The organism is Streptosporangium sp. NPDC006013 (assembly GCF_040614275.1).
GTDB lineage: Bacteria > Actinomycetota > Actinomycetes > Streptosporangiales > Streptosporangiaceae > Streptosporangium.
In genome coordinates, this window is record NZ_JBEXUE010000128.1 from 1 (window position 1) to 22,823 (window position 22,823).

A 22,823-nucleotide genomic window follows, 5' to 3' on the forward strand; every position below is an offset into this window, starting at 1 on the left:
CCTGTCACGACGACGATCGTCGTGACAGGGGCCTCGAAGCCGGGAGCGGGCGGGGTCAGGGAGTGGTGCGGTGGTGCTCCTCCTGGGGGACCGAGAGGCCGTCGGTGGGCAGGGGGGACGGGGCCGCGTTGAGCTGGCGGGGCCCCAGATCGGCCTCGGCGGCCTCGGCGACCGCCTCGGCGGCGGCCTGCTCGGCCTGGGCCGTCTCCCTGGCGGTGTCCTCGCTGATCGCGGGGGCCTCGCGGGTGGCGGCCGACTGCGGCAGCGCCTCGGTGAACGCCTTGGAGACACCCTGGATGGCCGAGGTGACCTCGCTGGGGATCACCCAGAAGGTGTTGTTCGGGCCCTTGGCCAGCTCCGGCAGCACCTGGAGATACTGGTACGCCAGCAGCTTGGGGTCGGGGTCGTTGCGGTGTACGGCCTGGAAGACCTCGTCGATGGCCTGGGACTGGCCCTGGGCCTTGAGGATCGCGGCGCTCCGGTCACCCTCGGCCCGCAGGATCGCGCTCTGCTTGTCACCCTCGGCGGTGAGGATCTGCGACTGCCGCTGGCCCTCGGCGTTGAGGATCGCCGCACGCTTGTCGCGCTCGGCGCGCATCTGCTTCTCCATCGCCTCCTTGATGCTCTTCGGCGGGTCGATGGCCTTGATCTCCACCCGGTTGACCCGGATGCCCCACTTGCCGGTCGCCTCGTCGAGCACACCGCGGAGCTGGCTGTTGATCGTGTCGCGCGAGGTCAGCGTCATCTCCAGGTCCAGCGAGCCGACGACGTTGCGCAGCGTGGTGACCGTGAGCTGCTCGACGGCCTGGATGTAGTTGGCGATCTCGTACGCCGCCGCCCGGGGGTCGGTGACCTGGAAGTACAGGACCGTGTCGATCTCGACGACCAGGTTGTCCTCAGTGATCACCGGCTGGGGCTGGAAGGAGACGACCTGCTCGCGCAGGTCGATCATCGGATAGACCCGGTCGATGTACGGGATCACGAAGTTGAGGCCGGGCTTGAGCGTGCTGTGGTAGCGGCCGAGCCGCTCCACGTTGCGGGCCCGTGCCTGCGGGACGATGCGCACCGAGCGAACCACGGTGAACACCGCCAGCAGGACGATGAGAAGCCCGGCTATGAGCAGAGCGTCCATGAGTCACTCCCGGGGATACACGAGAGCGGTCGCGCCCTCGATCTCGATGACGTCGACGGTAGCCCCGGCGGGTATCACCAGGGTCTCGTCGTAGGCTCGGGCGGACCACTCCTCGCCGCCGATCCGCACCCGGCCGTCCTGACCGGTCACCTCGCGCAGCACGTACGCGGATTTGCCGACGATCGCCTGGATCCCGAACCGCTGGCTCCGGGGCTGCAGCCCCTTGAGATGGCGCCTGGCGATGGGCCGGATCGCGACCACCCCCGCGCCCAGGGAGGCGACGAAGACCAGGAGCTGGAGCGGGAGCGGCAGTCCGAGGCCGGCGGCGACGGAGGCGACGAGGGCGGCGCCTCCGAGCAGGCCGAGAGCGGTGGTCAGGGTGAAGATCTCGGCGACTACCAGCACGACCGCCAGAATCAGCCAGATGACCCAGTAATCCATGCTCCGGCCCTCCTGCCTTGTTCAACGGGTCGGACGTCGGGGAGGTTCCTTTCCCTACCGTATGTCTTCTGCTCGACGCCTGTCAGGATCGATCACGATGCTCCTGCCTCGCGGGTGCGATCCTGCCCGACACCTCGCCCAGAGTGATCACGGTTCCGCCGGGTCCCGGGGCCGTCGCGGTGATCGTAACGATGTCCCCGTCCTCCAGGAACGACCTGGTGGAGCCGTCGGGCAGCTTGAGCGGCTCGGTCCCGTTCCAGGTCAGCTCGATCAGCGAGCCGCGCTCGCCCGGCCCGGTGCCGGAGATCGTGCCGCTGGCGTAGAGATCGCCGGTGCGCAGCGCGGCGCCGTTGACGGTCATGTGGGCGAGCATCTGGTCCGGCGTCCAGTACATGTCCCGGTACGGGGGACGGGAGACGACCTCGCCGTTCACCGCGACCTCCAGCCGCAGGTCGAGCCCCCAGGGCTCCTCGCGGCGCAGGTAGCCGAGCGGCTCGGGATCCTGCGCCCTGCCCTCGACGCGGGCCTCGGACAGGGCGGCGAGCGGGGTGATCCACGGTGAGATCGAGGTGGCGAAGGACTTGCCGAGGAACGGGCCGAGCGGGACGTACTCCCAGGCCTGGATGTCGCGGGCGCTCCAGTCGTTCACCAGGGTCACGCCGAACACGTGGTCCTCGAAGCGTCCGGCCCGGTCGCCGAGGGCCGTCGGCGCGCCGACGACGAACCCCAGCTCCGCCTCGATGTCCAGCCTGACGGACGGGCCGAAGACCCCCGCGCCGCGCTGCCCGGACGGCCGGGTGATCGGGGTGCCGGAGGCGACGACGGTCCCGGCCCTGCCGTGGTAGCCGACCGGCAGGTGCCGCCAGTTCGGCTTGAGCGGCTCCTCGTCGGGGCGGAAGATCCGGCCCAGGTTGGAGGCGTGCTCCAGCGAGCAGTAGAAGTCGACGTAGTCGGCCACCTCGATCGGCAGGTGCAGCGTCACCTCCTCCAGCGGGACGAGGTGCGGCTCGACCACCGGCAGGTCGGTGCGGAGCTTGTTCTGGATCAGGGTGCGGGTGTCGCGCCAGGCGACCGGGCCCCTGGCCATGAAGGCGTTGAGCGAGCCGGTGGCGAACACCTCGTCGTGCAGGGCCCCGGCCAGGTCGACGATCTGATCGCCGTACCGGACACCGACGCGAGGGGTCTCCCCCTCGTGGCGGGAGAAGACTCCGTAGGGCAGGTTCTCCAGGCCCCAAGCCATCACTTGCTCTCCTTCGTTGTGCGGGTGGTCACGCTCGGGCGCCGGGCGACGAGGCCCAGGGCCGTCAGGTCCTCGATCGGGGTGCTCGTGCTGCATGATCCGTACGAGACCAGCAGCTTCCTGGCGCGCGTCGCGGTCTCCTGGGGTACGGCCCGCGCGAGCCGCACCAACTCGCCGACGTCCGTCAGCTTCAGCACCGGCACCGGATCACGGCCTTCCGCGGCCGCGCAGACCGCGAGGACCAGGTTGAGGAAGCCGTGCCGGTCCACGCCCAGCGCGGAGTCGAAGTGGCGGACCGCGTTGTGCAGGCCCGCGGTCGCCTTGAACGGCACGCCGTACTCCGCGCAGTGCGCGATGAGGGCGCCCAGGTCGACGGCGCTGGGAAAGGCGTCGGCGGTCAGTCCGCCGCAGCGGAACTTCAGGCCGGGCCCCGAGCCGTCGCGCGGCAGGGGCCCACGGCCGTCGAGGGGCACCTCGACGAAGAGCCTGGCCCCGGCGGGCAGCCCGTCGGCCAGCCGCTCCGACACGGCCTGAGGCGTCTCGTCCGGCGTCTGCCGCACCTCGACCAGCTCGACGGCGAGGCCGTCGAGTGGCGGGAGGGCGGGGGTGTCCATGATCAGGCCGAGCCGGATCGGGAAGGTCAGGTGGTCGCGGAGCTCCGCCAGGCGGCCGGCCGGGCAGAGGAACCGGTGGGTGAGCACCGGATCGTTGCCGGCCAGGTCGTTCCGGTGCCGCTCCAGGGCCTCGGTCATCGGCAACCCGGTCGGCGGGAACAGTCCGGCGTCGTCGACGAGCCCACGGAAGAGCGCCGCCGTTCCCATTCCCGGGTCCGTGTTCATGTCTGTACCCATGGCCCTGCCCATACCCAGTGGCGATCCCGTGACCGTGTCCGCCCCGCACCTGTACTCGGGGTGGCCGAGGAGACGGGGTCCGTGCTCGGGCCGACCCTGGCGGCCGAATCCGCCGCCGGGCACCCGCCCGTCAACGGGCCCACGTCCACGCGTAGCCGGGGTCCTCCACCGACAGGCCGGCGGGGCCGAGGTCGAGGGGACGGAAGGTGTCGACCATCACGGCCAGCTCGCTCGTCTGGGTGTGGCCCTGTCCGACCGCCTCGATGACCGCCTCGACGGCGCCCGGCTGCGGGCCGTGGGTGAACCCGGCCGGATGCAGCGAGACCGAGCCGACGTCGATGCCCGAGCCCCTGCGCGCGGTGTAGTCGCCGCCCGCGTAGAACATCAGCTCGTCGGAGTCGACGTTGTGGTGGTTGTACGGGATCGGGACCGCGTCGGGGTGGAAGTCGAGCGGCCGGGGGCAGAACGAGCAGATCACGAAGTTCGGGCCCTCGAAGGTCTGGTGCACCGGCGGCGGGGCGTGGGTGCGCTTCACGATGGGCTCGAAGTCGTTGATGTTGAACGCGTACGGGTAGAGGCAGCCGTCCCAGCCGACCACGTCGAACGGGTGGTTGCGGTAGACCAGCCGGGTCAGCCCGCCGCGGGTGCGGACCAGCACCGGCACCTCCTCGCCCTCGACGATGAGGGGCTCGCCGGGGGAGCGCAGGTCGCGCTCGCAGTAGGGGGCGTGCTCCAGGAACTGGCCGTGGGTGGACAGGTAGCGCTTGGGGGGGCGGATGTGCCCCGCGGCCTCGATGGTGAACGCCGTGACGCGGCCCTGCGGCACCCAGCGGTGGATGGTCCCGGTGGGGATGACGACGTAGTCACCCTCCCCGGCCTCGATCACCCCGTACGTCGACTCGAACCTGACCCGCCCGCTCGCGATGTAGACGCACTCGTCGCCCATGGAGTTGCGGTAGAGCTCGCTGGGCGTCTCGCTCGCGGCGTACGACATGCGGACGTCGGCGTTGCCGGCGAGCAGCCCGCGCCCGGTGACCAGGTCGCCTCCGACCGGCAGGTCCTGGGTGCGCAGGTGACGGGGGGAGAGAGGCAGGTTGGGGACGAGCCTGCCGGCCTCGGTGGGCTCGACGGCCTCGGCCTTGAGGATCGCCGTGGGGAGATGGCGGTGGTAGAGCAGCGACGAGTCGCTGGAGAACCCCTCCTCACCCATCAGCTCCTCGGCGTACAGCCCGCCGTCGGGCCGCCGGAACTGCACGTGCCGCTTGCGAGGTATCTCCCCCACGACCCGGTAGTACGGCATCCGCTTCTCCCGCTCTGTCCGTTTATCGGACACTCATGTCCTTTATACGAACAACCATCTGTCAGGGCGGGATGGATGTCAAACGTCGTCCGCCGGTTCCCGGCGTGCCGGACGGCTTGACAGCCGGGCGTAACGGCGGTGGAGAAGGAGAGCCCGGGGCCGCCACGCGTTCCGCCGGCCGGTGCGGGGCCTGGGGAACCGCACCTCGGCCGTCAGGCACGCGGCCCCCGAGGGAGGCCGAACATGAAAGAAGGGCCCGCTGAGGAAGCGGGCCCCGGTTGCTCCGGCGACAGAGCGCCTCTCAGCGGATCAGGGCTTGCGGCCGACGGCGCAGAACTCGTCCACCTCGCGGAGGCCGCCGACGATCGACGGTCCGGGACGCCAGAGCGGGCACGAGACCACGCCGGGCTCCACCAGCTCCAGACCCTCGAAGTAGCTCGCGATCTGCTCGGGGCTGCGCAGGATGTACGGGACCGAGCCGGCCTCGTTCCAGATGGCGATGGCCTTCTCGAACTCCTCGCCGTTGATGACGTTGGTGCCGTCGGCGACCGCCAGGTAGCTGCCGGAGGGCAGGGCGGCCAGCAGGTGGCGCGCGATCGAGCGGCCCTCGTCGATGTCGGGGATGTGCCCCAGGATGTTCATCAGCATGAGCCCGACGGGCCTGTCGAAGTCCAGGGTGGCCTGGGCCGCCTTCAGGATCCTGTCGGGGTCGCGCAGGTCGGAGTCGATGTACTCGGTCGCGCCCTCGGCGGTGCCGGTCAGCAGGGCGCGGGCGTGCGTCAGCACCATGGGGTCGTTGTCGACGTAGACGATGCGCGCGTCCGGGGCCACCCGCTGGGCGACCTGGTGGGTGTTGTCGACGGTGGGCAGCCCGGTGCCGATGTCGAGGAACTGACGGATCCCGCCCTCACCGGCCATGTACTCGACAGCGCGGGAGAGGAACGCCCTGGACGAGCGGGCAATATCCACGATTTCAGGAAATATACCGACGAACTGGTCGCCGATCTCACGGTCGATGGCGTAGTTGTCCTTGCCGCCGAGCCAGTAGTTCCAGATCCGGGCGGAATGGGCCACGCCGGAGTCGATCGGGGTCGCCGGCCGCCGGTCGGAGGCGTGCGGGGAGGTCTCGTCGGACACGGAGGCTCTTTCTCTGGCGTCAGTGGGGGAAGATCTCTATTTTGCCATCTTGCCGGTCCTATGCCGCTCTCGTCATTGTTTGTCGTTTATCGCCGTATTTAATATGCGGAACCGTCAGGCCAACAGGGGCGGACGGCTCGGGATGATGGATCTCGGGGCGAGGAGAAGGGGACCACGCCCACCGAACCGCCAGGCACATGGGCCGGACGGGGCGGAGTGGAAAGGGATCACGCCCGTCGGATCGTCAGGCGAGCGAGCCGGACAGTTCGGCGGCGGCGGCGGCCACCCGGGGGCCGACGGAGTCCTGGTCGAGGGGGGTGAAGGCGACCACGCCCACCGATGCCTCCAGCCAGGGGACGCCGGGCACCGGAGCGGCGACGCCCCGGGCGCCCTCCTGGAGCTGCCCCTCGGAGACCTGGTAGCCGGTGCGGCCCTCGCGCAGGGCGAGGATGGCCAGCCCGGCGGCGCCCCGGGTCAGCGGGTGGCGGGACCCCTCGCGGTAGGCGACGTGCATGTTCGTCCAGGAGGGCTCGACCACCGCCACCGCCAGGCCCTCGTCGCCCTCGGCCACCGTCAGGTGCGCGGTCGCGCCCACCTCCTCGGCCAGCCCGCGCAGGGTGGGCAGGGCGCCCTCCCGGAGCAGCGGCTGCACGGCACGGGCCAGGACGAGAACACCGAAGCCCAGGTGGACCCGCCCGGCACTGTCCCGGCGGACGAAGCCCTCGCCCTGCAGGCTGGTGAGCAGGCGGTACACCGCAGGGCGGCTCAGCTCCAGCTCGGCCGCCAGCTCCGTGGGAGTACGACCCCGGCGCCCGTCGGCGAGCAGGCGGAGCAGCCGCAGGCCGCGCTCCAGGGTCTGCGAGGATTCGGCCGGCATCTAGGACACCCACTGGGCTGGAACCATGCCCCGATTATCGCCGCCGCCCCGGCACCGGCCGGTACGTCCCCTGCCGAAGGCGGGCACGCTCCGGCTCCGGCGGAGTACGTCGCGGAGATTCTCGACGGCGCCGGGGAGCCCGAGCCCCGCTTCGGCCTGCACGGGCGGGTCCCCGCCAGGGGCCTGCGTACGAGCGGTCGGCCGGATCTGTGACAGGGGACCCGGGGTCAGGGCCGGTTCGCACGAGCGGTCAGATCGATTGGTGATCAGTTGTCATGCCGGTAATAACCGGCAGCCGGGAATGTGGAGTGCTTTGGCAAGAATTGCGAGATACCCCTGACGTAAGTTGCTAGGTCCCTGTACCTCGGCGAGGGGACCTTGAGCATGAGCGAGACGCTGATCGCCCAGGTTGAGCGGTGGGCACGGGAGATCCCTGACGCTCCGGCCTACACCTTCCTTGACTACTCCGCCGGGCGCGACGGGGTGCGGCACACGCTCTCCTGGGCGAAGGCCGACCTGCGGGCACGGGCGTTGGCCGTACGGCTGCGAGAGGTGATGCACCCGGGCGAGCGGGTGGCGATCCTGGCGCCGCAGGGGCTTGAGTACGTGGTCGCGATGCTCGGGGCGATGTACGCCCGGGTGGTCGCGGTACCGCTCTTCGCGCCGGACCTGCCCGGTCACGCCGATCGGCTGGTCCGCGCCTATGCCGACGCCGACCCGGTGTGCGTGCTCACCACGACGCCCGCCCTGGAGGGGGTGCACGCCTTCCTGGACGGCCGCTCCGCGCCCCGGCCCAAGCGGATCATCACCCTGGACACGGTCTCCGACCTGCTGGCCGACGAGTGGGACCCCGAACCGATCGGCCCCGACGACCTGGCGTACCTGCAGTACACCTCCGGCTCGACCCGGGCCCCGGCAGGGGTCGAGATCGGCCATGGCAACTTCACGGCCAACGCCAGGCAGTTGTGGACCGCGTTCCGTGCCACCCCCAGGGTGTCCACGGCCGCGCTCTGGCTGCCGCTCTTCCACGACATGGGCCTGATCGCCACCATCGCCGCGCCGATCGTGGGCGGCAACCAGTCGATGTTCATGGACCCGGTGGCGTTCGTCATGCACCCGGTGCGCTGGCTGCGGATGCTCTCCGGGCAGGAGGACGTGTTCACCGGCGGCCCCAACTTCGCCTACGAGTACACGGCGAGCCGGGTCACCGAGGCGGAGAAGGCCACGCTCGACCTGTCCGGGGTGTCGGTCATGCTCAACGGTGCCGAGCCGCTCCGGGGCGGCACGATCGACCGTTTCTCCGAGGCGTTCGCCAGGTGCGGGCTGCGGCCCGAGGCGCACACCCCCGGCTACGGCCTGGCCGAGGCGACGGTGTTCGTCACCGCGATGGACCGGGACCTGCCCGCCCGCGTCACCCTGTTCGACCGCGACGCGCTGACCGCGGGGCGCGCGGTGCCGCACACGGGGCGGGGCCGGGTCAGCGACCTCGTCTCCTGCGGGGTGCCGACGGGCCAGCGGGTGGTCATCGCCTCCATGTCCGGCACGACGTCCGGCACAACATCCGGCACGACGTCCGGCACGGCCAGACCTGACGGCGAGGTCGGCGAGATCTGGGTGCGGGGGCCCAACGTGGCGCGGGCCTACTGGCGGGACGCCGAGCGCAGCGCCGAGGTCTTCGGCAACGTCCTCGAAGGGGAGGAGGGCACCTGGCTGCGCACCGGTGACCTGGGCGTCATGCACGGGGGCGAGCTCTACATCACCGGACGGATCAAGGACCTGATCATCGTCGACGGGCGCAATCACTATCCACAGGATGTGGAGGTGACTGTGCAGGAGGCCGAGGAGGCCATCCGCAGGGACCATGTGGCCGCGTTCGCGGTGCCGGGGGAGGAGACCGAGCGGCTGGTGGTGGTGGCCGAGCGGTCACGGAAGGCCGACGGGCGGGACATCGACGAGATCGCGGTCAACGTCCGCGCCGCTGTCACGAAAAATCATGATCTGCGGCTGCATGACTTCGTACTGGTCGAGGCGGGGGCCGTGCCGCGCACGTCCAGCGGGAAGATCGCCAGACGTGCCTGTGCGCGGGCCTACCTGGACGGTGAGTTCCCGCCCGGCGCCTTCCCCGCCGACGGGCTTCCGGCCGATGGGTTCTCGGCCGATGGGCAAGGTGCCGACGTCTGATGTTCGAGTCGCTTGGGCGGGTCGTCTACCGAGGGCGCTGGTCCCTGCTGGTCCTGGGGACGGTGTTCGCGGTCCTCGCCGGCTACTTCGGGCTGGGGCTGTTCGGCAGGATGTCCGACGGCGGCTTCGAGGACCCGGGGGCCGAGTCGACCTCGGCCGCCGAGTGGAGCCAGAAATGGTTCGGCGGCAACTCACCCGACGTGGTGGCCCTCTACACGCATCCCACCTACGAGGCCGCCGACGAGCGGTTCGAAAAGGACGTGCGGGAAGCGCTCCGCGCACTGCCCGCTGAGCAGGTCGCGAGCACCACCACCTACTGGTCGACCAAGGCCGGGGAACTCGTCTCCGAGGACGGGCACTCCACCTACGCGCTGATCACCCTGCGCGGCGGGCAGCTGACCAAGCAGAGCGGGTACGAGAAGATCAGGGACGAGCTCCGCCGGGCGCCCGCCGGATACACGGTCAAGATCGGCGGCAGGATCCCGCTGCTCAAGGACCTCAACGCGCAGACCGGCGCCGACCTGCAGCAGGCCGAGGCCATCTCGATGCCGGTACTGCTCGTCCTGCTCGTCATGGTCTTCGGCAGCCTGGTGGCGGCGGGCCTGCCACTGGTCGTCGGGCTGCTCTCGGTGGCCGGGGCGCTGTTGCTGCTGAGGCTGCTCACCGAGGTCACGGACGTCTCGGTGTTCTCGCTGAACGTCGTGACGATGCTCGGGCTCGGGCTGGCCATCGACTACTCGCTCTTCGTGCTGAACGCCTTCAGGGAGGAGATCCACAGGGGGGCGTCCACCGAGGCGGCGGTCGTGCGGACCATTGCCACCGCCGGACGCACCGTCGCCTTCTCCGGGCTGACTGTGGCGACCTCGCTCAGCGGGCTGCTGCTCTTCCCGCAGATGTTCCTGCGGTCGATAGGGCTGGGCGCGGCGGCGGTGGTGCTGGTCGCGATGGTGTCCGCGATCGTGGTACTGCCCGCGCTGCTGGCCGTGCTCGGGCCGAAGGTGGACGCGATCAAGGTCATGCCCGACTTCGGCAGTCGCAGGGGCGGGACCTGGCACGCCATCGCGTCCAGCGTGATGCGCCGCCCGGTCGCGTACCTCCTCGGGGTCGGGCTGCTCCTCGTCGCGCTGGCCGCGCCCTTCGCGCACGCGCGGTTCGGCAGCGTGGACCATCGCGTACTGCCGGAGGGGTTCGAGAGCCGCCAGGTGGCCGAGGAGATCAACGCGAGGTTCGCCAAGAACGCCCTCGCGCCGATCGAGGTCATCGTGCTCGTCGAGCGCGACCTGGTCGGGCCGATGACCGCGTCGGCGCCCGGTGCGCTCACCTCCGAGGTCGGTACCCAGCGCGGCCCCATCGGCGTCGGAAACTCGGGGATCACCCCGGTCACCCCGGTCGGCCCGCTGGACGTCAAGGTCTTCGCCGAGCGGCTGGAGGCGCTCGACCACGTCACCGGCGTCGACGTCACCGGGGTCTCCCAGAACAGCGGCGCCGTGCGGCTGGCGGTCCGCTACGACAGGGACCCGATGTCGGACGAGGCCCGCGCGCTGGTCGACAGGATCCGCGAGCTGCCGCCCGAGCCGAACTTCCAGGACGTCGTCGTCGGCGGCCCCACCGCGGCCCAGCTGGACCTCCAGGCCAGCCTGCGGGCCACCCTGCCGTGGACCGCGCTGGTGGTCTGTCTCATGACGGGCCTGCTGCTGTTCGCCGCGTTCGGCTCGATCCTGCTGCCGGTCAAGGCGATCCTGATGAACGTCGTGTCGCTGGGGGCGTCGTTCGGCGTGATCGTCTGGGCCTTCCAGGACGGCCACCTCGCGAGCGTTCTGGGCTTCACCCCGACGGGGAGCATCGAGGCGACGATCACGGTGCTGATCCTGGCCGTGGTGTTCGGGCTCTCCATGGACTACGAGCTGTTCCTGCTCAGCAGGGTCCGTGCGGAGTGGCTCAGAACCGGCGACAACACCGTGGCCGTGGCGGTCGGGCTGGAGCGGACCGGAGGGGTCATCACCAGCGCGGCCCTGCTGCTGCTGGTCGTCATCGGGGCGTTCTCCACGGCCGGGATCACGATCGTCAAGATGCTCGGCGTCGGCATGTTCGTGGCCATCGTGGTGGACGCCACCCTGGTCAGGGCGCTGCTGGTGCCCGCGACGATGCGACTGATGGGCGAGGCCAACTGGTGGCTGCCGAGCTTCCTGCGCGGCTTCCACCGGCGGATCGAGATCCGCGAGCACGCCACGGACGAGCTTCCCGCCACGTACGTGATGGTGGAGCGCGCGGGTGCCCCCGGTGCCCACCGTGCCGCTCCCGCGCGCCGTCTCGCCCACTTCCCGCGGCTCCCGCAGATCGCCGCCGGAACCTCCCCTCAGGTTCCCGCCGGGCCTCCCCCGCCACCGCCCGCCGAACCGCTGCCGATCGCCCCCGCCGTTCCGGTACGCGTCATCAGGACCGGCCGGGACGGCGACTGGCAGTGGGCCGAGGAGTTTCCCCCGCCCCCCGCCCCACCTCTGGACCCGCATGTTCCGGTGCCGGATGTCCATGTGGCAGAGGGGGAATCCTGGGACTCGCCCATGGACCCGCACGTCCCGGCGCCGGGTGTTCGCGCCACGGGGGAGGGGCTCTGGGGCGTACACCTGGACCCGCATGTTCCGGTGCCGGAGGTTCGCGCTGCGGGAGAGGAGTCCTGGGGGGCGCCCGTGGACCCGTATGTCCACGCTGCGGGAGCGCCTGCGGGCCCGCATGTCCCGGTGTCGAACGCCCGTGCGGCGCGGGAGGAGACCCGGGGCTCGCGCCCGGACCCGGCGGTACCGCGCAACGGGTCCCGCACCCCGTCTCCCGAGCCCGGTACGGCACGTCCCTGGCGGTCCCGGATCTCGGATGCCTCCTTCCGGCAGAACCGGTCGAATCCCTACCCCATGCCCGGGCTCGACGCCGAGCCGCCCCCGCCCCCTCCCGCCCGGCCGGCGGCCAGGCCCGCCGCCGCGTCCACCGCACCGCCGACGTCCGGACCCGGGCCGGCCGGGGGGAGGACCAGGAAGGTCATCAAGCCGAACCTGGACGGTCCCGGCTGGCACTGGGCCGAGGAGCAGGAGAAGCCGTCCCCGCCGGAGCCCCTGCTGACCGTGCGGGACGCGATGGAACAGGCTCCCCGTCACCCGGCCCCGGCGCCCGTACCTGGGGAGGTGGGGAGGCTGGAACCCGGGGAGGGGGCGGAGGACGCGCGCCGCGTACCGAGCCTGCCGCCGGTCAGCAGCCATCTGATCGACCAGCTGGAGCCGCTGGTACGGCCGGTGGCCAGGGCGATCGAGCCGGGTCCTCCGGCGCTCCGGCAGGCGATCCCGGCATCTCCGCAGGCTTCCCCCTCGACCCCCTCCCCGCCTGCGGTTCCGCAGACCCCGGCCCCGGTCCCGTCACCGCCGTCGCTTCCGGCCTCCCAGGTTCCGGTACACCAGGTTCCGGCCTCCCAGGTTCCGCGACCTCCGGCGGGGGTGCAGCGGAGGGCGACGGTCCCCGCTTCCCCGCCCGCTGCCGTACCGCGTGGTGAGGGGGAGCCCGTGGGCAGGGCGCCCGCGAGGCGGGAGGCGGAGGAACCGGCGGGAGGCTGGGTCGCCGTGGGCACCAGGACCACGCGGGTCGTACGCCCCAAGGCCGACGGATCCGGCTGGGAGTGGACAGAGGTGGACGAGTGAGCGATCGGGCCGTACCGGGCGCGCGGCCCAGGCCAGACGCACAGGTCGTACCGGCTCCGTCCGCCGCGTCGCCGTCAGGGGCGCCGGCAGCGCGGCGAGGGCTGTTGCTGCTGGTCATCGGGCTGGCTGGATTCGTGACGACCCTGGACAACACCGTCGTGACGGTCGCGCTGCCCACCCTGCAGGCGGAGTTGGGCGCGTCGCTGGCGGCGCTCGAATGGGTCGTCACCGGCTACGTCCTCACCTTCTCGGGCTTCATGCTCGCCGGTGGCAGGCTGGCCGACGTCTACGGCCGTCGCAGGGTGCTCGTCGCGGGACTGGCCGTCTTCACGGCGGCGTCCCTCGCGGCGGGGCTGGCCACCTCGGTGGGCGCGCTCGTCGCCGCCAGGCTGGTGCAGGGTTCCGGGTCGGCCCTGATCCTGCCCGCGATGCTGGCGATCGTCGCGGTCGGCAACGACGAGCGGCAGCGGTCCGTCGGGGTCGCCGTCTGGATGGCGTCAGGGGCGGGCGCGCTCGCCCTGGGGCCGGTCGTCGGCGGCTATCTCACCCAGCACTTCCACTGGAGCTGGATCTTCCTGCTCAATGTCCCGCTCGGCGTCCTCATCATCGCGCTCGCGACCGTCGCGATCCCGGAGTCGCGCGACGAGCGGGCCGCCCGGGTGGACGTCCCAGGGGTCGCGTCGTCGGTGGTCGTCCTGTCGGCGGGTACCTTCGCCCTGACCTTTGGGGCCGAGCTGAGCTGGACCTCGCCGCCGATCCTGGTCGCGGTGCTGTTCGCGGTGGCCGCCGCCCTGGTCTTCGCCGTCGCCGAGAGGCTCGGTGAGGACCCGATGGTGGACCTCGCGCTGTTCCGGTCGCGAACCTTCACCGGCGGGGTGATCGCCCAGGTGCTCTGGGGACTCGGGGTCAACGGGGTCTTCTTCTTCACCGCGCTGTTCCTGCAGGGCGTGCTCGGTTTCAGCCCCACCGCGTCCGGGCTGGCGTTCGTGCCGCTGGCGCTGCTGGTCGTCGTGGTCACGCCGCTGGTGCCGTTCGCGGAACGCCGGATCGGCGCCGCGCGCACCGTGGCGCTGGGGCTCGTCCTCGTCGCCGCGGGCATGGCCGCCGTCGCGTTCCTGCGCCCGGGGGACGGCTGGGCCGAACTGCTGCCATCGGTATGCGTGATCGGGATCGGCTCGGCGCTGACCATGCCGCTGGGGTCGGCGGTGCTGGGTGCCGTACCCGAGTCCAGGGCAGGGGTGGCCGGGGGTGTGTTCAGTGTGGCCCGGGAGATGTCGGGGCTGTTCGGCATCGCGATCATCGGAGTGATCGTCAACGGTTCCGCGAGCTTCACGGCCGGCTACTCGACGGGCCTGCTGGTGGCTGCGGGGCTGGTCGTCACGGGGGCGGCCATCAGCCTGGTGACGCTCCGATGAGCCGCCGGACCGGTGAGTTTCGGCGGGCAGTCGGTTCTGGGAGGCTCCGGTGAGAATCGCGGTCCTGGCGTTCGGCTCGCGGGGTGACACCCAGCCGTGCGTCGCGCTCGGCGCCGGGCTCGCCCGGCGGGGGCATCAGGTCATGATCGTGGCGGCGGGCCGCTACGGCGGGCTGGTCGAGGAGGCGGGGCTGGAGTTCAGCCCGATCAGCATGGACCCGCTGAAGATCATGGAGTCCGAGGAGGGGCAGGCGTGGCTGCGGAGTGGCCCCGCCGGGTTCGCCAGGGGGTTTCGCACGATCGTGGAACCGCTCGCCGAGCGCCTGGTCGCCGAGGTGGACGCGGCCTGCGCCGGAGCCGACCTCGTCCTGTCACCCGCGCTGGGCGGTTTCGGGCACCATCTCTCCGAGCGGTACGGCATGCCGTACGCGCTGCTGCACTTCCAGCCCAGCGAGCCCACCCGGGCCTTCCCCAACCCGCTGGTGCCGTTGCGCACGCTCGGCGGAGCCGGTAACCGGGCCAGCTACGCGCTGGTCGAGGGGTTGAGCTGGCTGCTGCTCGGCCGCATGGTGAACCGGCTGCGGGGCCGGGTGCTCAAGCTCGGGCCCATGCGGGGCAGCCCGTTCCGGCGGGCACGGGCCGATCGGGTGCCGGTGCTGTGCGGGGTCAGTCCCTGGATCGTCGGCCGCCCGCGGGACTGGCCGGACTACGTGCACCTGACCGGTTTCTGGTCGCTTGAGCGCGCGCTGCCTCCCCGCTCCGAGATCGTCGCGTTCCTCGACGCGGGGCCGCCACCGGTCTTCGTGGGCTTCGGCAGCATGGTTCCGGCCAACCCGGTCGCGACGGCGGAGACGGTGGTGGCGGCGCTGCGCAGGGCCGGGGTGCGGGGGGTCCTGCAGGGGGGCATGCCGTACGAGGGCGCCGACGACATGCTCGTCATCGGCGATATCGATCACGAGTGGCTCTTCCCGCGAATGGCCGCGGTGGTGCACCACGGCGGTGCCGGAACCACGGGGGCGGGCCTGCGGGCCGGGATACCGGGGGTGATCTGCCCCTTCTTCTCCGACCAGCCGTTCTGGGGAGCACGGGTGGCGTCGCTGGGGGCCGGACCCGCACCGCTGCCGATCGGAAGGGCCACCGTGGGAGCGCTGGCCGCACGGGTGGTACATGCCGTACGGGATCCGGGAACGCGGGCGGTGGCGGCGCGGCTGGGAGAGCGGCTGCGGGCCGAGGACGGGGTGGGGCGCGCGTGCGAGGCGCTCGGAGTCTGACCGGAAGGTGGCGCCTTGGGCCGCCGGAGCCCTGGACGGGGGCGGTCTCCGGGGCACCTGAGGCCCGCCGGTAGTGCCCCGTACCTGCTGCTGACCGGCTGAGTTTCCGGCTAGCTGCAATGTGCCGACGCCGCTCCCCTGAGATCCTCGAGGTGTGGCCATAAGTTGTCTAATCGTCGATGATAGCGATCACTTCCGCTGTGCCGCCCGGGCGTTGCTTGAGCGGGAGGGGATCGCCGTGGTCGGCATGGCCTCCGCGGGCGACGAGGCCCTTCGGCAGATCAGCGATTTCCGGCCGGACGTCGCGCTCGTCGACATCGATCTCGGTGAGGAGAGCGGTTTCGACGTCGCTCAGCGGCTCGCGCGGGTGCGGCTCGATAGCCGCCCGCACATCATCATGATCTCGACCCATGCCGAGAGGGACTTCGTGGACATGATCGTGGCCGGTCCCGCCATCGCGTTCCTGTCGAAGTCAGCCCTTTCCGGGGCGGCGATCCGCGACATTCTCCAGGAAACCTGCGAGGAGGGGAAGCTGGGCTCCAGCTGACCCGGGGCGTGTTCCGCGGGTCTCCCACCGGATCGGCCCGCGACGCCAAGCCGCCTCATCGGTACCACCGGCCCCACTGGTCCTTCAAGGCACCCGGACAGTGCCCCCTGTCAGCGGGATTCGAGGAAGGTCAGTACGGCGAGGACACGGCGGTGGTCGTCTTCCGTCCCCGGTATCCGCATCCTGGACAGGATGCTGTGCACGTGCTTCTCGACCGTGCCCTCGGTGATCCAGAGTTTGCTCGCTATGCCGGCATTGGAGCGTCCCTCGGCCATCAGGGCGAGGACCTCCTGCTCGCGCGTGGTGAGAAGCTCCAGCGGATCGTCCCTGCGGTGGGCCTTGATGAGTTCCCGCACCAGGCTCGGATCGACGACCGAGCCGCCTAGGGCGACGTGTTCGAGCGTCTCCATGAAGTCGCTCACCCCGGTCACCCGGCTCTTGAGCAGGTAGCCGACCCGGTGCCCGGTGGCGAGCAGTTCCATCGCCTCCTCCACCTCGATGTGCGCCGACAGCAGGAGGATCCCCATGTCCGGGAACTCCTCGCGGATCATCCGGGCCGCCTCAAGGCCCTCGTTCGTGTGGGTCGGGGGCATCCGGATGTCGAGAACGACGAGATCCGGCCGGTGTTCGCGGACCAGGGGGAGGATCTCCACCGCGTCTCCGGCCTGGCCGACGACTTCGAAGCCCGATCGTGTCAGCAGGCTCGACATCCCCTCGCGGAAAAGTACGTCGTCGTCTGCCACTGCTACGCGTATCCGGTTCTCGTACACGACCATCGTCCTTTCGCGGTCTGTTTCCCGGCGGACCCATCATTAAAAGAATGGCTACTTTAGGGTTAAGGAATTCCCAATACTCTGGACAATCGGCCGTAAGTCCGCCGGGCGGGGTACGGTCAGGGACGAAGTGTGAAATATCTCGTTGACATGCGAGTATCTTAGTCTCTATGCAGGAGCGGCTGCTGTCGTCATTGCCGTACACAAAGCGTCAATCCTTTGTGTGGGGGATCGTATGTGGCGCCGTGTGCATCGCGGCGGAAGTCGTCCTGTCCACTTTTCTGTCCCGCTTGACACCGGGTGGTTTCCTGAGCGGGATCTACCTGCTCGGCGTGCTGTTGATCTCGGCCGTCTGGGGCCTGTGGCCGGGACTGGTGACCCTGCTGGCCAGCGCCATCGCCTTCGACTACTTCACCCTCCCCCCGCTGGAGGCCTTCTCCCCCGGGGAGAACTGGCGCTGGACCCCGCTTCCGATCTTTCTTCTCGTCGGGCTGGCGACCAGTTTGATCGCGGCGCGGGTGCGCTCACTGGGCGTCCAGGCGAACGAACGTCGCCGCGAGGCGGACCTCGCCGTGCAACTGGCCCACATCCTGCTGGGTGCGGAGAGTCTGAGCGCGGCGCTGCCGCCGGCCTCGCGCCTCCTGGCGCGGGGTCTGGGGGCACCGAACGTGGAGATCCGGCTTGATGAGGTCCCCGCCGGCGAGCACGGCGAGGCTCTGCCGCTCATGGAGAACGACAGCCGGATCGGCACGCTCGTCATTCCCGCCGACGTGCCGAAGGACGTGCGGATACGCCTGCGCGACCGGATGCTGCCCTCCTTGGAGGCACTGTTGCGGGCGGCCCGCGATCGCGAGAGCGTCAGGGCGGTCCTGGCGTCCAGCCGTGACGAGCTCCGCAGGATCGCGCAGGAGCAGGCGACGTTGCGGCGTGTCGCGACCCTCGTGGCACGGGGCATCTCCTCGACGGAGCTGTTCAACGCGGTCGCCTGCGAGATGGGCTCCCTCATGAAGGCGGACCACCTGTCGATCAGCCGCTACAACCACGACCACACGACGGTGGCGGGTTCGTGGAGTCTCCGGGAGGACGCGCGGAAGGTGATGCCTCTCGGCTCGCAGTGGCCGATCAACGAGACGCTCGTCACCGGCATGGTGCTGAGGACGGGAAGGCCGGCCCGGATAGCGAACTATGAGGAGGCCTCGGGAACGATCGTGAAGTGGGCCCATGACATGGGCGTCACCTCCGCGCTCGGCTCTCCCGTGATCGTCGACGGCTCGCTGTGGGGTGTGGTGCTCGCCTTCTACAACCGCTGGGAGCCAAGGCTCGAAGGCGCCGAGGGGCGGATGAGGGACTTCACCGAGCTGATCGCGACCGCCATCTCGAACGCGCAGGCCCGTGCCGATCTCGCCGCCTCCCGGGCGCGCCTCGTCGCCGCGTCCGACGAGACCCGCCGGCGCATCGAGCGCGACCTGCACGACGGTGCCCAGCAGCGGCTGGTCTCGCTCGGGCTCGAACTGCGCGCGGTGGAGGCCGGGGTGCCGCCGGGGATGACCGAGCTCAGGGAGCAGCTGTCCCAGGCGGTCCAGGGGCTGACCGGGGTCGTGGAGGATCTGCAGGAGCTCTCCAGGGGCATCCACCCGGCGATCCTCTCGAAGGGCGGTCTCGCACCCGCGCTGAAGATGCTCGCACGCCGCTCCGCCGTTCCGGTGGAACTCCAGCTGGGCTCCGTCCCGCGCCTGCCGGAACGCGTCGAGGTGGCTCTCTACTACACGGCGGCGGAGGCGCTGACCAACGTGGTGAAACACGCGCACGCCTCCGTGGTGTGCGTCACCCTCGGTGTGACCGGGGCGACGGTCCGGCTCTCGGTCAGCGACGACGGGACCGGGGGAGCCGAGTACGGCGGGGGGTCGGGGCTCATCGGGCTCAGGGACCGCGTCGAGGCGCTCGGCGGAAAGCTGACGATCATGAGTTCCGCGGCGGAGGGTACGTCGCTTCTGGTGATGGTGCCGATCGAGAACTGACGACCGCGGCCGGCTCGCCGGGGTGAGCGGGGGATCTGCCCCACCGGCCGCCGGCCGGTGGGGCAGGCTCGCCCGGGAGGCCCTGGGCGAGCGGGCCGGAGAGGGAACTCGGCCGCGGGTCCGGGGGAGCTTGGACGGGCGGCCGTCCGGTCAGGGGACGGGGGCTTGGTGGATCCCGCGGTCATTCGGACAGGTGTCAGGAGGCGGTCTCTTCATGGTCGTCCAGCCGTGCGGCGGTGGCGAGCGGAAGGCGGAGGACGAACCGTGCGCCGCCCAGGGGAGAGCCGTCCACCTTGATGGTTCCCAGGTGGGCTTCGGCGATGTCGCGGGCGATCGTGAGGCCGAGCCCGGTGCCTCCCCGGTTGCGGCAGCGGGCCGTGTCCAGCCGGGTGAACCGCTCGAAGACCCGTTCCCTGTCGGCGTCGGCGATGCCCTCCCCGTCGTCGGTGACGGTCAGTTCGCCGTATTCACCGTCCCTGCGTACCTCGACCAGCACCGTGCGCCTGGCATGGCGCTGCGCGTTGTCCAGGAGGTTGGAGAGGAGCCGGTCGATCTCCGCGTCGACGACGTCCGCCCTGATACCGGGGGTGAGCCGAAGTCGTACGGGGATGTCGTCCTCGCGCCGCGAGACCGTGGCGCGGGCCAGCTCGCCCAGGTCCGTGCTGACGAACGCGTCCGGCGGGTTCGTGCCGACCTTCGCCAGCATCAGCAGGTCGCTGACGATCTTCTGAAGCCGGTCGACGTTTCCCAGCGTGTCTGCCAGCAGCTCGTGCAGGTCCGTCTCCTCGGGATGCAGCCGGGCCTCTTCCAGGAGAGCCCTGAGCCCGGCGATCGGGGTGAACAGCTCGTGCGAGGCGTCGGACACGAATCGCCGCTGCTGGACCAGAGACCGGTCGATCCGGTTCCTGGCGCTCTCCATCCGCTTCAGCAGGTCACTGGTCGCCAGGGCGAGACAAATGATCTCGTCCGACCCTGGGAGCCCGTGGAACCGGCTGCTCAGATCGTTGACGTACGGCGACATTAGGGTCCTGTTTCGCTCTGCACCGATCGGTGCGCTTTCGAGAAGGGTGGTGGAGTCTCGTCATCGACTCGACACCGCGGCGGAGGTTCCCCGTCTCCCCGGGCGGTTGCCCTCACCACCATGATGTTGTCCCCGCCGCCCGTCGTCTGCGCTGGCAGCCCCCGTTTGTCGCTTCACGCCAGCGGGATATCGGCATTCCGGCTACCTGCAATGCCCCGGGCTCCCGCCCGCGTGGGACGCCGGATCAGCCGGAAGGTATCAAAGTCCTGTGGGTCCTTGACTGGGGCTGTTGAGCCCATTGCGATCTGGGTAAAGTGTGGATCGATCGTTTTGACCAGCTTTACCCGGGGAGTTCAAGACATGCGACTTACTCTGCGCCGGGCCCTCGCCGTCGGCGCCGCGCTCGCGCTCGTCGGGATCATGACGCCCGGGGCCGCGTACTCGCAGGACGATCCCCGCAGCTGCAACGATCTGATGGGGGCCGACGCCCCGGCCTACGTCGTGTGTCACTGGCTGGCCAAGCCGGAAGAGGCCCTCGGCGTCGCGCTCTTCTGGGGCAGCGACGACGCGGCCCACCTCAAGGAGGCCGGCCCGATCGACGGAAAGTTCATCGACTGCTCGGCCGGCGCCTGCCCCGAGCCGCCCGGCGGCGGCGCCGAGGGCGACGAGAACTCCCCCCTCCCCGAGGGGTCGGGAGAGGACGGCGCGCCCGAGTGCGAGGCGGGCCAGCAGTGCTCGATCGACGGGCACGGCGAGGGCGGCGACGGCACCGTCAACGGATCCGAACCGACCGGTGCCGCCAAGTCGACCTCCACGAGCACCCAGGATGCCGTCGTCGCGGCGGCCGCGCGGACTCCGGCCGGCCAGGCGATCACCGCGGCGAAGGCCCAGCAGCTGCGGGTCTGGATCGACACCGAACTGGCCGACGACTGGAAGGCGGGCACCGAGACCTTCACCGCCGCCGTCAAGCGCATCGGCGCGCTTGCCGCGCGTCCGGAGGTCGCGGGCATCCGGTTCACCTCCCAGCTGGGCTACAACAGCACGTTCAAGACGGACGCGGAGATCACCGCGTTCGTCACCGCGGCCTCCGACGCCCTCCGCCAGGCCGCGCCCGGCAAGCGGCTGGGCATGCACACCGTGGTCCCCGAGCTCGCCTGCGGCGCCAACGACACCTGCAAGGCGGAGATGCGCAAGCGGTACCCGCTGCTCGCCCCGGAGAAGATCGAGTCCCCGCTGATCGCGGGCCGCGTCGACCAGCTCTCCCTGGACACCGGCCTGCTGTACGGCGGCTACGACACCTGGAAGATCGACGCCGAGCAGGCCCACCGCAACCAGTGGATCCAGGTCCGTGCCCGGTCGTGGGACGTCCTGACCCAGATCGCCGCGGAGGAGACCGGTCTCGTCGGCCAGGTGACCGATGAGCAGATCGCCTCCCGGCTGTCGGTGCCCGTCAAGGACGGCGCCGCCCAGCAGGTGAACGTCTGGACCCGCGTCCAGGACGCCCAGGGCGCGGTGAACCGGCTGACCGCCTGGGAGCAGCTGAAGAAGCTCACCCCGATCCAGCGTCGCCTGGCCGCCGTCTACGACCCGGCCAACCCCGAGGTGGACGTGACCACCGACCTCAAGAAGCTCGCCGAGGCCTTCGGCCAGATCTATCTCGCGGCCGCCTGACGCACTCCCGCGATCTCCCGCGATGTCCCGGTGAAGCGGCTCAGGCCGGTTTCACCGGGACCGTGAACCGGCAGACCTGGCCGGCGGGCGGGCGGGGCGAGCGGTGGAGTCCCCGGCCTCCTGGCTTTCCGGATGCCGATGGCCACCGGGCCGGGCGGGGAGGACGTCACGCGCTTCTATGATCGGTGAGATGTTCCAGCGCGGTGAGGTCGATCTCCATGACGCTCGTCCCCGGTGGCAGGCCCAGGGCTTGGACCGTGGCGGTGTGCAGCTCGCCGGCGTGGCCGAGCACCGCCTCGCCGACGAGCAGCTCCAGGCAGCGTCCAGGGCGCCAGGGCGCGTACTCGGTGGGGCGCGTGATCAGGCCGGCCCCCATGACGTGCGCGGCCGTCCGCGCGGTGTCGACGGCGCGGGCCCACGACGACTCGCCGGTCAGAGCGATGGCGAGATGGCTGGGCTGGGCGGGGACGGTGGCGTTCGGCGCGTCGAGCCGGCTCGCGGTGGGGCGGTGGTCCGCCAGGGGCGAGAGGATGGGGTCGGCGCCCGTGCGGGGTGCGAAGACCACTCCCTGCTCGAAGAGCGCCGGGTGGTGATTTCCCAGGGCGAGGTTGAGCCCCAGCGCGGCCAGCAGCCCGGGGAGGAGCGTGGTGCGCAGCGACGGCTCGCGCGGGCTGATCGGGTTCGTGAGCGTCAGCGTGGCGCGGCGCGGGTCGTCGGGCGCCAGGCCGAAGGCGTCCCACGCGGCGTCGCAGACGAAGGGGAAGCGCGGCGTCTCGACGTACCCCGCCCCCGCCAGCGCGTGCCCGATCCGCCGTCGCAGGCTCTGCGAGCGGGTGAGCCCCCCGCCGGCCTCCCGTCCCCGCAGGCCTCTCCTGCCGTGGCCGCCTCGGGTCAACGGGATGATCTCCAGATCGGGTACGGCCCGTGCGGCCGGCACGGCGCGTGTGGTGGCCGTGCTCCGGGGGCGGGGAGTGGGCCCGGGCCTGCCGCCGGGGGCGAACTCGTCCATCCCGAGCGGGAAGCGGATGTCGCCGCCGACGATGTCGCGGATGTCCTTCAGGCCGTGCCGGAGCATCAGGGTGCGCTCGACGCCCACGCCGAAGGCGAACGCGCCGTACCTGTGCGGATCGACGCCGCAGGTGGTCAGCACCAGGGGGCGGACCGTGCCGCACCAGCCCCACTCGATCCATCCCCCGCCGCCGCACGTCTCGCACGGACCCGCGGACCCTCGCCCGAGGTGTCAATGCATCGTGACGCCGCCGCTGACCG

General features: G+C 71.0%; 17 protein-coding genes and 1 pseudogene. 7 read left to right on the forward strand and 11 right to left on the reverse strand.

Annotation, left to right across the window (positions count from 1 at the left end; all coding sequences use genetic code 11):
* Positions 1 to 55 precede the first annotated feature (55 nt).
* The 7 genes from ABZ260_RS20830 to ABZ260_RS20860 all read right to left on the reverse strand — a co-directional run bounded on the left by ABZ260_RS20830 (position 56) and on the right by ABZ260_RS20860 (position 6,978).
* On the reverse strand, positions 56 to 1,132 hold the full coding sequence (locus ABZ260_RS20830; RefSeq protein ID WP_355619963.1) for an SPFH domain-containing protein: 1,077 nt from the start codon (positions 1,130 to 1,132) through the stop codon (positions 56 to 58).
* Positions 1,133 to 1,135: 3 nt separating this feature from the next.
* Positions 1,136 to 1,573 (reverse strand): NfeD family protein, encoded by a 438-nt coding sequence (locus ABZ260_RS20835; protein ID WP_355619966.1) that lies wholly within the window; start codon positions 1,571 to 1,573, stop codon positions 1,136 to 1,138.
* An 82-nt stretch (positions 1,574 to 1,655) separates the two neighbouring features.
* Positions 1,656 to 2,813, reverse strand: coding sequence for a fumarylacetoacetase (gene fahA / locus ABZ260_RS20840; RefSeq protein WP_355619969.1), 1,158 nt, complete (start codon positions 2,811 to 2,813; stop codon positions 1,656 to 1,658).
* Positions 2,813 to 3,652 carry a hypothetical protein gene (locus tag ABZ260_RS20845; RefSeq protein WP_355619972.1) on the reverse strand — a complete coding sequence of 280 codons (840 nt, stop codon included), beginning with the start codon at positions 3,650 to 3,652 and terminating at the stop codon, positions 2,813 to 2,815. Before ABZ260_RS20845 ends, fahA begins: the two co-directional genes overlap by 1 nt.
* A gap of 142 nt (positions 3,653 to 3,794) precedes the next feature.
* On the reverse strand, positions 3,795 to 4,964 hold the full coding sequence (locus tag ABZ260_RS20850) for a homogentisate 1,2-dioxygenase domain-containing protein (protein ID WP_350955240.1): 1,170 nt from the start codon (positions 4,962 to 4,964) through the stop codon (positions 3,795 to 3,797).
* Positions 4,965 to 5,273: 309 nt separating this feature from the next.
* On the reverse strand, positions 5,274 to 6,101 hold the full coding sequence (locus tag ABZ260_RS20855; RefSeq protein WP_355619975.1) for an SAM-dependent methyltransferase: 828 nt from the start codon (positions 6,099 to 6,101) through the stop codon (positions 5,274 to 5,276).
* 244 nt (positions 6,102 to 6,345) lie between these two features.
* Positions 6,346 to 6,978 carry a helix-turn-helix domain-containing protein gene (locus ABZ260_RS20860; RefSeq protein ID WP_355619978.1) on the reverse strand — a complete coding sequence of 211 codons (633 nt, stop codon included), beginning with the start codon at positions 6,976 to 6,978 and terminating at the stop codon, positions 6,346 to 6,348.
* 384 nt (positions 6,979 to 7,362) lie between these two features.
* Here ABZ260_RS20860 and ABZ260_RS20865 point away from each other — a divergent pair, with 384 nt between their 5' ends.
* The 5 genes from ABZ260_RS20865 to ABZ260_RS20885 all read left to right on the forward strand — a co-directional run bounded on the left by ABZ260_RS20865 (position 7,363) and on the right by ABZ260_RS20885 (position 16,071).
* Positions 7,363 to 9,159, forward strand: a complete 1,797-nt coding sequence (locus ABZ260_RS20865) for a fatty acyl-AMP ligase (RefSeq protein WP_355619981.1) — start codon at positions 7,363 to 7,365, stop codon at positions 9,157 to 9,159.
* Positions 9,159 to 12,839, forward strand: a complete 3,681-nt coding sequence (locus ABZ260_RS20870) for an MMPL family transporter (protein WP_355619984.1) — start codon at positions 9,159 to 9,161, stop codon at positions 12,837 to 12,839. The genes ABZ260_RS20865 and ABZ260_RS20870 overlap by 1 nt, the downstream gene beginning before the upstream one ends.
* 104 nt (positions 12,840 to 12,943) lie before the next feature.
* Complete coding sequence (locus ABZ260_RS20875; RefSeq protein ID WP_355619987.1) at positions 12,944 to 14,254, forward strand: MFS transporter; 1,311 nt, start codon at positions 12,944 to 12,946, stop codon at positions 14,252 to 14,254.
* A gap of 49 nt (positions 14,255 to 14,303) precedes the next feature.
* Positions 14,304 to 15,524 carry a glycosyltransferase gene (locus ABZ260_RS20880; protein ID WP_355619990.1) on the forward strand — a complete coding sequence of 407 codons (1,221 nt, stop codon included), beginning with the start codon at positions 14,304 to 14,306 and terminating at the stop codon, positions 15,522 to 15,524.
* A gap of 154 nt (positions 15,525 to 15,678) precedes the next feature.
* Positions 15,679 to 16,071 carry a response regulator transcription factor gene (locus ABZ260_RS20885; RefSeq protein ID WP_355619993.1) on the forward strand — a complete coding sequence of 131 codons (393 nt, stop codon included), beginning with the start codon at positions 15,679 to 15,681 and terminating at the stop codon, positions 16,069 to 16,071.
* A 110-nt stretch (positions 16,072 to 16,181) separates the two neighbouring features.
* On the opposite strand, the gene ABZ260_RS20890 is transcribed toward ABZ260_RS20885, so the two are convergent.
* Positions 16,182 to 16,814 (reverse strand): response regulator transcription factor, encoded by a 633-nt coding sequence (locus ABZ260_RS20890; RefSeq protein WP_355619996.1) that lies wholly within the window; start codon positions 16,812 to 16,814, stop codon positions 16,182 to 16,184.
* A 200-nt stretch (positions 16,815 to 17,014) separates the two neighbouring features.
* Here ABZ260_RS20890 and ABZ260_RS20895 point away from each other — a divergent pair, with 200 nt between their 5' ends.
* The gene (locus ABZ260_RS20895; RefSeq protein ID WP_355619999.1) at positions 17,015 to 18,862 is read left to right on the forward strand and encodes a DUF4118 domain-containing protein; all 1,848 of its coding nucleotides are present in this window, start codon (positions 17,015 to 17,017) and stop codon (positions 18,860 to 18,862) included.
* Between the two features lie 196 nt (positions 18,863 to 19,058).
* On the opposite strand, the gene ABZ260_RS20900 is transcribed toward ABZ260_RS20895, so the two are convergent.
* On the reverse strand, positions 19,059 to 19,883 hold the full coding sequence (locus ABZ260_RS20900; protein ID WP_355620002.1) for a HAMP domain-containing sensor histidine kinase: 825 nt from the start codon (positions 19,881 to 19,883) through the stop codon (positions 19,059 to 19,061).
* Positions 19,884 to 20,243: 360 nt separating this feature from the next.
* Here ABZ260_RS20900 and ABZ260_RS20905 point away from each other — a divergent pair, with 360 nt between their 5' ends.
* On the forward strand, positions 20,244 to 21,554 hold the full coding sequence (locus tag ABZ260_RS20905; protein ID WP_355620005.1) for a hypothetical protein: 1,311 nt from the start codon (positions 20,244 to 20,246) through the stop codon (positions 21,552 to 21,554).
* A 166-nt stretch (positions 21,555 to 21,720) separates the two neighbouring features.
* Here ABZ260_RS20905 and ABZ260_RS20910 read toward each other — a convergent pair whose 3' ends face one another.
* Together ABZ260_RS20910 and ABZ260_RS20915 are read right to left on the reverse strand one after the other, a co-directional pair.
* Positions 21,721 to 22,563, reverse strand: coding sequence for a hypothetical protein (locus tag ABZ260_RS20910; protein WP_355620008.1), 843 nt, complete (start codon positions 22,561 to 22,563; stop codon positions 21,721 to 21,723).
* A gap of 9 nt (positions 22,564 to 22,572) precedes the next feature.
* A pseudogene (locus tag ABZ260_RS20915) lies at positions 22,573 to 22,755 on the reverse strand (phenylalanine--tRNA ligase subunit alpha); the annotation flags it as partial.
* Between the last annotated feature and the right edge of the window lie 68 nt (positions 22,756 to 22,823).

Bases quoted from the DNA above. Each gene is read 5' to 3' on its own strand.
- ABZ260_RS20830 (WP_355619963.1), bottom strand. From the start codon at position 1,132: ATGGACGCTCTGCTCATAGCCGGGCTTCTCATCGTCCTGCTGGCGGTG.
- ABZ260_RS20835 (WP_355619966.1), bottom strand. From the start codon at position 1,573: ATGGATTACTGGGTCATCTGGCTGATTCTGGCGGTCGTGCTGGTAGTC.
- fahA (WP_355619969.1), bottom strand. From the start codon at position 2,813: ATGGCTTGGGGCCTGGAGAACCTGCCCTACGGAGTCTTCTCCCGCCAC.
- ABZ260_RS20845 (WP_355619972.1), bottom strand. From the start codon at position 3,652: ATGAACACGGACCCGGGAATGGGAACGGCGGCGCTCTTCCGTGGGCTC.
- ABZ260_RS20850 (WP_350955240.1), bottom strand. From the start codon at position 4,964: ATGCCGTACTACCGGGTCGTGGGGGAGATACCTCGCAAGCGGCACGTG.
- ABZ260_RS20860 (WP_355619978.1), bottom strand. From the start codon at position 6,978: ATGCCGGCCGAATCCTCGCAGACCCTGGAGCGCGGCCTGCGGCTGCTC.
- ABZ260_RS20865 (WP_355619981.1), top strand. From the start codon at position 7,363: ATGAGCGAGACGCTGATCGCCCAGGTTGAGCGGTGGGCACGGGAGATC.
- ABZ260_RS20870 (WP_355619984.1), top strand. From the start codon at position 9,159: ATGTTCGAGTCGCTTGGGCGGGTCGTCTACCGAGGGCGCTGGTCCCTG.
- ABZ260_RS20895 (WP_355619999.1), top strand. From the start codon at position 17,015: ATGCAGGAGCGGCTGCTGTCGTCATTGCCGTACACAAAGCGTCAATCC.
- ABZ260_RS20900 (WP_355620002.1), bottom strand. From the start codon at position 19,883: ATGTCGCCGTACGTCAACGATCTGAGCAGCCGGTTCCACGGGCTCCCA.
- ABZ260_RS20905 (WP_355620005.1), top strand. From the start codon at position 20,244: ATGCGACTTACTCTGCGCCGGGCCCTCGCCGTCGGCGCCGCGCTCGCG.
- ABZ260_RS20910 (WP_355620008.1), bottom strand. From the start codon at position 22,563: ATGGACGAGTTCGCCCCCGGCGGCAGGCCCGGGCCCACTCCCCGCCCC.